The organism is Paraburkholderia sp. XV, assembly GCF_020177535.1.
In the GTDB taxonomy this organism is placed as follows: domain Bacteria; phylum Pseudomonadota; class Gammaproteobacteria; order Burkholderiales; family Burkholderiaceae; genus Paraburkholderia; species Paraburkholderia caribensis.
The window spans coordinates 1-8,495 of sequence record NZ_JAGUUD010000200.1; the positions used below are offsets into that span (position 1 = coordinate 1).

At 63.7% G+C, this 8,495-nt stretch carries 9 protein-coding genes; 1 reads left to right on the top strand and 8 read right to left on the bottom strand.

What is annotated here, in order from left to right:
- Positions 1 to 179: 179 nt before the first annotated feature.
- The 8 genes from kdpC to KFO72_RS40550 all read right to left on the bottom strand — a co-directional run bounded on the left by kdpC (position 180) and on the right by KFO72_RS40550 (position 7,383).
- The gene (gene kdpC / locus KFO72_RS40515) at positions 180 to 761 is read right to left on the bottom strand and encodes a potassium-transporting ATPase subunit KdpC (protein WP_054930047.1); all 582 of its coding nucleotides are present in this window, start codon (positions 759 to 761) and stop codon (positions 180 to 182) included.
- A gap of 47 nt (positions 762 to 808) precedes the next feature.
- Positions 809 to 2,893: a potassium-transporting ATPase subunit KdpB gene (kdpB, locus tag KFO72_RS40520; RefSeq protein ID WP_062915571.1), complete on the bottom strand. Its 2,085-nt coding sequence runs from the start codon at positions 2,891 to 2,893 to the stop codon at positions 809 to 811.
- A gap of 41 nt (positions 2,894 to 2,934) precedes the next feature.
- Positions 2,935 to 4,740 carry a potassium-transporting ATPase subunit KdpA gene (gene kdpA, locus KFO72_RS40525; protein WP_107204324.1) on the bottom strand — a complete coding sequence of 602 codons (1,806 nt, stop codon included), beginning with the start codon at positions 4,738 to 4,740 and terminating at the stop codon, positions 2,935 to 2,937.
- Positions 4,737 to 4,829 carry a K(+)-transporting ATPase subunit F gene (kdpF, locus tag KFO72_RS40530; RefSeq protein ID WP_007583461.1) on the bottom strand — a complete coding sequence of 31 codons (93 nt, stop codon included), beginning with the start codon at positions 4,827 to 4,829 and terminating at the stop codon, positions 4,737 to 4,739. The genes kdpA and kdpF overlap by 4 nt, the downstream gene beginning before the upstream one ends.
- A complete protein-coding gene (locus KFO72_RS40535; protein WP_007583456.1) occupies positions 4,826 to 4,939 on the bottom strand; it encodes a hypothetical protein in 114 nt (37 codons plus the stop codon). The genes kdpF and KFO72_RS40535 overlap by 4 nt, the downstream gene beginning before the upstream one ends.
- 161 nt (positions 4,940 to 5,100) lie before the next feature.
- Positions 5,101 to 6,075, bottom strand: a complete 975-nt coding sequence (locus KFO72_RS40540; protein WP_225034460.1) for a quinone oxidoreductase family protein — start codon at positions 6,073 to 6,075, stop codon at positions 5,101 to 5,103.
- Between the two features lie 64 nt (positions 6,076 to 6,139).
- Positions 6,140 to 6,529, bottom strand: coding sequence for a methylglyoxal synthase (locus tag KFO72_RS40545; RefSeq protein WP_054930043.1), 390 nt, complete (start codon positions 6,527 to 6,529; stop codon positions 6,140 to 6,142).
- A gap of 74 nt (positions 6,530 to 6,603) precedes the next feature.
- Positions 6,604 to 7,383 (bottom strand): SDR family oxidoreductase, encoded by a 780-nt coding sequence (locus tag KFO72_RS40550; RefSeq protein ID WP_054930042.1) that lies wholly within the window; start codon positions 7,381 to 7,383, stop codon positions 6,604 to 6,606.
- A 273-nt stretch (positions 7,384 to 7,656) separates the two neighbouring features.
- Between KFO72_RS40550 and upp the strand changes: the two genes are divergently transcribed.
- A complete protein-coding gene (gene upp, locus KFO72_RS40555; protein ID WP_054930041.1) occupies positions 7,657 to 8,307 on the top strand; it encodes a uracil phosphoribosyltransferase in 651 nt (216 codons plus the stop codon).
- The last annotated feature ends 188 nt before the right edge of the window (positions 8,308 to 8,495 follow it).

Sequence of the window (8,495 nt, forward strand, 5' to 3'; positions counted from 1 at the left end):
CCCGCACAGGGGCGACGCGTGAAGCGAGCTAACGTAACGCGGATGCCAGCGCAAACACCGGCAAACCGCCCGGCGTCGCAGACAAACCAAAACCAAAACCAAAACCAAAACCAAAACCAAAAAACCCCGGGGCTACGCCATCACCAAAACCGCCCACCCCGGGAAACGGTCACAACCCCTTACGTACGCTGCGCGTCATCCAACGCGATATTCAGCTCAAGCACATTCACCCGCGCCTCGCCAAACAGCCCAAACTGCCGACCATGCGTATAGCGATCAACAAGAGCAGCCACGTCATTGGCATTCATCTTCCGCGCAGCGGCAACCCGCTCAACCTGAAAAGCCGCCGCCGCAGGCGAAATCTCCGGATCGAGACCACTCCCCGACGAAGTCACCAGATCAACAGGAACAGCCGTATCGGCAGGCATATGCCCAGCAGCCTTCAGTGCATCGAGACGACCTTTAACCTCATCAGCGAGAGCCGGATTAATCGGCCCGAGATTCGAGCCGCTCGACCCCTGCGCGTTATACGGCATCGGCGCCGTCGCCGACAGCCGTCCCCAGAAGTACTGCGGCGCATCGAACTGCTGCCCGATCAACCGCGAGCCCACTACCTTGCCGTCCTTCTCGATCATGCTGCCATTGGCCTGATCGTGAAAAACAGCCTGGCCGAACGCCGTCATCACGGCAGGATACGCAAGCCCGGTCACAGCCGTCAGCACGGCAAAGATCACCACCATCGGGCGAAAAAGCGATTTCATGATTCAGATTCCTTTTTATCTGTCGACAGACGTGCATCGCACAGCCATCAAACCCAACCGCACGCGGCCAGCACCATGTCGATCAGCTTGATGAACGGGAACGGCAGCAAAATCCCACCCAGCCCGTAGACCAGCAAATTACGGCGCAACAGCGACGCGGCGCCGAGCGGACGATACGTCACACCCTTCAGCGCAAGCGGGATCAACGCCACGATGATCAGCGCATTGAATATCACCGCCGACAAAATCGCCGACGACGGCGAGCTCAGATGCATCACATCGAGCACGCGCAGCTGCGGATACGTGGTCGCGAACGCAGCCGGAATGATCGCGAAATACTTGGCGACGTCATTCGCAATCGAGAACGTCGTCAACGATCCGCGCGTCATCAGCATCTGCTTGCCGATCTCGACGATCTCGATCAGCTTGGTCGGATTCGAATCGAGATCGACCATGTTGCCCGCTTCCTTCGCGGCCTGCGTGCCCGTGTTCATCGCGACGGCAACGTCGGCCTGCGCGAGCGCCGGCGCATCGTTGGTGCCGTCGCCCGTCATCGCGACCAGCCGCCCTTCCGCCTGGTGCGCGCGGATCGTCGCGAGCTTCGTTTCGGGCGTGGCTTCGGCGAGGAAGTCGTCGACGCCCGCTTCCGCTGCGATGGCCGCCGCCGTCAGACGGTTGTCGCCCGTCACCATCACGGTCTTGATGCCCATCTTGCGCAGTTCGGCAAAGCGCTCCTTGATGCCACCCTTCACCACGTCTTTCAGTTCGATCACGCCGAGCACACGCGCAATGCCCGCGCCTTTCTCAGCCACCACCAGCGGCGTGCTGCCGCGCCGCGCGACTTCCGAAACGGCCGCTGTCATTTCGGAGGGGAAGTGGCCACCATGCGCTTCGACGTAGTGCTTCACCGCATCGGCGGCGCCCTTGCGGATTTCGCGGTCCGGCAGATCGACGCCGCTCATGCGCGTCTGCGCACTGAACGCGATGAACACGGGATGCAGCGCCGCCATGTCACGCTGGCGGATGTTGAAGCGCTGCTTCGCCAGCACCACGATGCTGCGGCCTTCGGGCGTTTCGTCCGACAGCGACGACAGTTGCGCAGCATCCGCGAGCGTTTCTTCCGCGATGCCCGCTACGGGGATGAACGCCGATGCCTGGCGGTTGCCAAGCGTGATCGTGCCCGTCTTGTCGAGCAACAGCACGTCGACGTCGCCAGCGGCTTCGACGGCGCGGCCCGATGTCGCGATGACGTTCGCCTGCATCATGCGGCTCATGCCCGCCACGCCGATCGCCGACAACAGCCCGCCGATCGTCGTCGGAATCAGGCACACGAGCAGCGCGACGAGCGCGGTGATCGTCACCACGTGCCCCGCCTTCGCGGCTTCGACGGAGAACATCGAGAACGGCAGCAGCGTCGCGGTGGCGAGCAGCAGCACGATGGTCAGTGCGACGAGCAGAATGGTCAGCGCGATTTCGTTCGGCGTCTTCTGACGCTTCGCGCCTTCGACCATCGCGATCATGCGGTCGAGGAACGCCTCGCCTGGATTGGCCGTCACTTTCACGACGATCCAGTCCGACAGCACGCGCGTGCCGCCCGTCACCGACGAAAAATCTCCGCCCGACTCGCGGATCACAGGCGCGGATTCGCCCGTGATGGCCGACTCGTCGACGGACGCCACGCCTTCGATGACTTCGCCGTCAGCGGGAATCACGTCGCCCGTTTCGACCAGCACGACGTCGCCGCGGCGCAGGTCGGAAGCCGTCATGATGCGGATCGGCGACTTCGGATGCGGCTCGTTGAGCTTCTTCGCCATCACGTCTTTCTTCGCGCTGCGCAGCGATGCCGCCTGCGCTTTCGAGCGCCCTTCCGCGAGCGCTTCAGCGAAGTTCGCGAACAGCACCGTGAACCACAGCCACAGCGACACCGCGAGAATGAAGCCCGCGGGCGCCTCGGCCTGGCCCAGCAGCGCGGCGACCCAGAGGATCGTCGTCAGGATGCTGCCGACGTACACGCAGAACATCACCGGGTTGCGGAACTGCGTGTGCGGCTTGAGTTTCTTGAACGAGTCCACGATCGCCGGGCGCAAGAGCGCCGGATCGAACATGGACCGGGTAGCGGAATGGTCAGTCATTTCTTCCTCTATTTGCTTCGCCGTTTTTTTCGCGTGGCGTATCAATGGCCCGCGATCATCATCAGATGTTCGACGCCGGGGCCGAGCGCGAGCGCGGGCACATACGTGAGCGCGCCGACCAGCAGCACCGTGCCGAGCAGCAGCACGACGAACAGCGGTCCGTGCGTCGGCAGCGTGCCGCCCGTCACCGCGATGCGCTTCTTCGCCGCCAGCGAGCCGGCAATCGCGAGCACCGGGACGATCGTGCCGAAACGGCCGAACCACATCGCCACGGCAGTCAGCCAGTTGTAGAACGGCGTGCTCACCGTGAGACCCGCGAACGCGCTGCCGTTGTTGTTCGCGGCCGAGCTGAACGCGTACAGGATTTCGGAGAAGCCATGCGCGCCCGGATTCAGGATGCCCGCCTTGCCCGCGTCGGTGAGCACGGCAATCGATGTCGCGACGAGCACGAGCAGCGGTGTGAGCAGCACGACGATCGACACCATCTTCATCTCGTACGCTTCGATCTTCTTGCCGACGTATTCAGGCGTGCGGCCGATCATCAGCCCCGCGACGAACACCGCGAGCATCGCGAACACCAGCATCCCGTACAGACCCGAACCCACGCCGCCGAAGATCACCTCGCCGAGTTGCATCAGCAGCATCGGCACGAGACCGCCGAGCGGCGTCAGCGAGTCGTGCGTGTTGGCCACGGCGCCGCACGATGCCGCCGTCGTCGCGACCGTGAAGATGCCCGACTGCGCGATGCCGAAGCGCGTTTCCTTGCCTTCCATGTTGCCGCCCGGCTGCAGCGCGCTCGCCGACTGATCGACATGCAGCGACGCGAAGAGCGGATTGCCGGCTTGCTCCGCGCCGATCTCGCCCGCGATGCACACGGCGAAAGCGATCGTCATCACTGCGAGCACGGCCACGCCTTGCCGCCCGTCGCCGATCATGCGGCCGAACACGAGGGCCAGCGCGGCGGGGATGATCAGGATCGAGAACATCTGCACGAAGTTCGAGAACGGCGTCGGGTTCTCGTACGGATGCGCGGAGTTGCCGTTGAAGAAGCCGCCGCCGTTCGTGCCGAGCATCTTGATCGCTTCCTGCGTGGCGACGGGGCCCATCGCGATGGTCTGCGTCTTGACAGGCGTATCGACCATCACGGGGTTGCCCTTCGCGTCCTTCACGGGGTTGCCCTGGGCATCCGTCTTCGGCGCGGAATACGTGGTGGTCTGCAGCGTGGGCACGTCCTCGTACGACTTGAAGTTCTGGATCACGCCCTGGCTCATCAGCAGCGCTGCGACGATCGCCGACATCGGCAGCAGCACGTAGAGCGTCACGCGCGTCATATCGACCCAGAAATTGCCGATGGTCTTCGCCGTGTGGCGCGCAAAGCCGCGCACCAGTGCGATCACGACGACGATGCCCGTCGCCGCCGACAAGAAGTTCTGCACAGTCAGGCCGAGCATCTGCGTCAGATAGCTCAACGTCTGCTCGCCCGAATAATCCTGCCAGTTCGTATTGGTGACGAAGCTGATGGCCGTGTTGAACGCGCCGTCGACAGTCATCGCGCTGAACTGCTGCGGATTGCCGGGCAACAGGCCTTGCACGCGCAGCAGCACGTACAGAAACACGACGCCGAGCAGGTTGAACGCGAGCGTGGCGATCGCGTAGTGCTTCCAGCCCATTTCCTGCTCGGGGTCGACGCCCGCGAGACGGTACAGCAGACGCTCGACGGGCCCGCCCAGTTTGACGACGCGCGACGTGCCGTCCATCACGCGCGACAGATAGCGCGAAACGGGCACGGCAGCCGCGAGCAGCACGACGATGAAGAAGGCCGGCTGCAAGACATTGTTGAGGTTCATTCAATGTCCTCCGCGCGCAGCAGCGCATAGACGAGATAGGCGAACAGCAGCGCGGTCGCCGCGCCCGACAGCCAGAGGATCCAGTTCATGAGCGCGCTCCCTGACCACGGCCGTAGCGCGTCAACTTCTCGCATCCGGCGATCAACCCAAAGGTCAGCGCAGCAAAAAGCGCGATGCCCCCGACATACAGCACATCCATTTCATCTTCTCCATTTGTTTGGCGATGGATGGCCGCAACGTTATGCCGATCGACGTAAAGGGCAGGTCAAAGATGCATCGGGGAGTGTAAAAAAGGTGTAAACGGAAAAGGCCGCTTCACGTCGCGCGTGAAGCGGCCTTCCTGATTGCAGCGAGCGTTGCTTACGGCAGCAAAACCGTCGACCCCGTCGTCCTGCGCGCCTCCAGGTCCGCATGCGCCTTGCCGACGTCGGCGAGGGCATAGCGCTGATTGATGCTCGTCTTCACCTTGCCGGACACGATCACGTCGAACAGTTCAGCCGACATCGCGTCGTAATCGCTGCGCTTGCCCATATACGTGAACAGCGTCGGACGCGTGAAAAACAGCGAGCCGCGCCCGGCGAATTCCGACGAATCGATGGGCGGCAGCGGGCCCGACGCATTGCCGAAGCTCACGAACATGCCGAGCGGCGCCAGGCAATCGAGCGACGCCGTAAACGTATCCTTGCCGATCGAGTCATACACGACGGGCACGCCTGCCCCGTTCGTGATCTCGCGCACGCGTTTCGTGAAGTTCTCGCGTGTGTACACGATGGGATGGTCGCAGCCGTGCGCCTTCGCGATCTCCGCCTTCTCGTCCGAACCGACCGTGCCGATCACCGTCGCGCCCAGCGCCTTCGCCCACTGGCACACGAGCAGCCCCACCCCGCCCGCGGCCGCCTGGATCAGGATCGTGTCGCCTGGCTTCACGGGATACGTGCGGCGCAGCAGATATTGCGCGGTCACCCCTTGCAGCATTACGGAAGCGGCTTGTTCGTAGCCGATCGCATCGGGCAGTTTCACCACCTGCGCCGCGGGCAGCACGCGCTCTTGCGCGTACGCGCCCGGCGGCCGCGCGACGTATGCGACGCGGTCGCCCGCCTTCAGCTCCGTCACGCCGGCGCCGACCGCGATCACCTCGCCCGCCGCCTCCATCCCGAGGCCGCCCGGCAACGGCAGCGGATACAGCCCGGTGCGGAAATACACGTCGATATAGTTCAGGCCGACGGCATGCTGTTTGATGCGGATTTCGCCGTTACCCGGCTCGCCCACTTCGACGTCGACCCACTTCATCACTTCCGGGCCGCCTGTCTTGTCGAATCGAATTGCCTTCGTCATGTCATCTCCAGATTGATTCGTTGCCTGATTCGCGTCGATTGCCCGCTTGAAACGAACGACGCCGTCAGACCTGATGCGTCAGACGCAGTGTCAGCACGTCGAGGATCATCCGCGCTGTCGAGATGTTGGTCGCGCACGGCACGTTGTGGACATCGCACGCCCGCACCAGCGCGTTGATGTCCGGCTCGTGCGGCTGAGGCGTCATCGGGTCGCGCAGGAAAATCACCATGTCGACTTTGCCTTCGGCCAGTTGCGCGCCGATCTGCAGGTCGCCGCCGTGCGGGCCGGACAGCATCCGCTCGACTTTCAGGCCATGCGCGTCGCTAATGCGCGAGCCCGTCGTGCCCGTCGCGATCAACTCGCAGCGCGACAGCGTGTCGACGTATTCGCCCGCCAGCCTGACGATGTCATCCTTCTTGTGGTCGTGCGCGATCAGCGCGACGCGTGTTGTCATGTCGTTGCTCCTCTTGTGTTGTCGTTATCGTGTTCGCGATGTGCCGCGAAGGGCCGTGCAACGGCCGTCCATCATCAAAACGTGCCGGGGTACGCGCCGCCGTCGATCAGCCAGTTCTGCCCGGTGATATAGCCCGCGTGCACGCTGCACAGGAACGCGCAGGCGCGGCCGAACTCGTCGGGCGTGCCGAAGCGGCGCGCGGGAATCGTCGCCATGCGCTGCTTGCGCGCTTCGTCGACGGAGATGTTCTGCGATTTCGCCGCTGCCTCGAACGTCACGGCGATGCGGTCGGTGTCGAACAGGCCCGGCAGCAGGTTGTTGATGGTCACGCCGTCGGGTGCGACCTTGCGCGCGACGCCCGCGACGAAGCCTGTCAGGCCCGAGCGCGCGCCGTTCGACAGACCGAGCACATCGATAGGCGCCTTCACCGACGAACTGGTGATGTTCACCACCCGTCCGAAGCCGCGCGAGATCATGCCGTCGATGGTTGCGCGGATCAGTTCGATCGGCGTGAGCATGTTCGCTTCGAGCGCGCGAATCCAGTCGTCGTGCGTGAAGTTGCGGAAATCGCCGGGCGGCGGGCCGCCCGCGTTGTTGACGAGGATGTCCGGCTGCGGACACGCGGCGAGCGCCGCGGCGCGGCCTTCGGGGGTGGTGATGTCGCAGGCCACCGCTTTCACGTCGACGCCCGTCTTCGAGCGGATCGCGGCCGCCGTGGCTTCGAGCGTGTCGGCCGTGCGGGCGACGATCGTCACGTTCACGCCTTCGGCCGCCAGCGCCTCGGCGCAGCCGCGCCCCAGTCCCTTGCTTGCCGCGCACACCAGCGCGGTCTTTCCTGCGATGCCCAGATCCATGTGTATTTTCCTGTTTTTGCGCGCGCAACGAGCGGGACATGCCTGCGCGTTACGCTCGGGGGTGGTCGGCCAACTGTCCCCCGATTCTAGAAGAATCGACGCGGCGCTGCCGGACCTTGCCGATATACCTTTCATCAGCATCCGTCTTTTTGCGCTGCCCTTCCGGTAAACTCGCAGCCATGGCGCAGCCGCGCGTCGCCGCCCGTCACGGGGCACGGGCGCCGCGCCAAATTCATCGTCAGCCAGCTCAACTTCGCCGCGAGGCGCCCCGTCATGACCCAGGACAGCCGTTTTCCCAATCTTTTCATCCTCGATCACCCGCTGATCCAGCACAAGCTGTCGCACATGCGCGACCGCGACACGTCCACGCGGACGTTCCGCGAACTGCTGCGCGAGATCACGCTGCTGATGGGCTATGAAATCACCCGCAACCTGCCGATGACGACGCGTCGCGTGAGCACGCCGCTCGTCGATATCGACGCGCCTGTGATTGCTGGCAAGAAGCTTGCAATCGTGCCCGTGCTGCGCGCGGGCGTGGGCATGTCGGACGGGCTGCTGGAGCTGATTCCGTCGGCGCGTGTCGGGCATATTGGTGTGTATCGCGATGACGATCATCGCCCTGTCGAGTATCTGGTGCGGTTGCCGGATCTCGAAGATCGCATTTTTATTCTTTGCGATCCGATGGTTGCGACGGGGTATTCGGCCGTGCATGCGATCGATGTGCTGAAGCGGCGCGGTGTCGCGGGAGAGAATATTTCCTTCCTCGCGCTCGTGGCCGCGCCTGAAGGCGTGCAGGTGTTTCAGGATGCGCATCCGGATGTGAAGCTGTATGTTGCTTCGCTCGATGCACATCTGAATGAGCATGCTTACATTATTCCTGGGCTTGGGGATGCTGGGGATCGGTTGTTCGGGACGAAGAACTGATCGTTGTTTTTGCCCTTCGGGGGTGGGGGGTTGTGGTGCCGGGCTATGCCGTTTGGTGTTCTGGCCTTTGCGCCTGCCTTCGTGGCGCGGGCTACGCCGTTTGGTGTGCTGGACTTTGCGCTGGCATCCGCGTTTCGTTAGCTCGCTTCAAGCGTCGCCCCTGTGCGGGGCGGCACCTACTTTTCTTT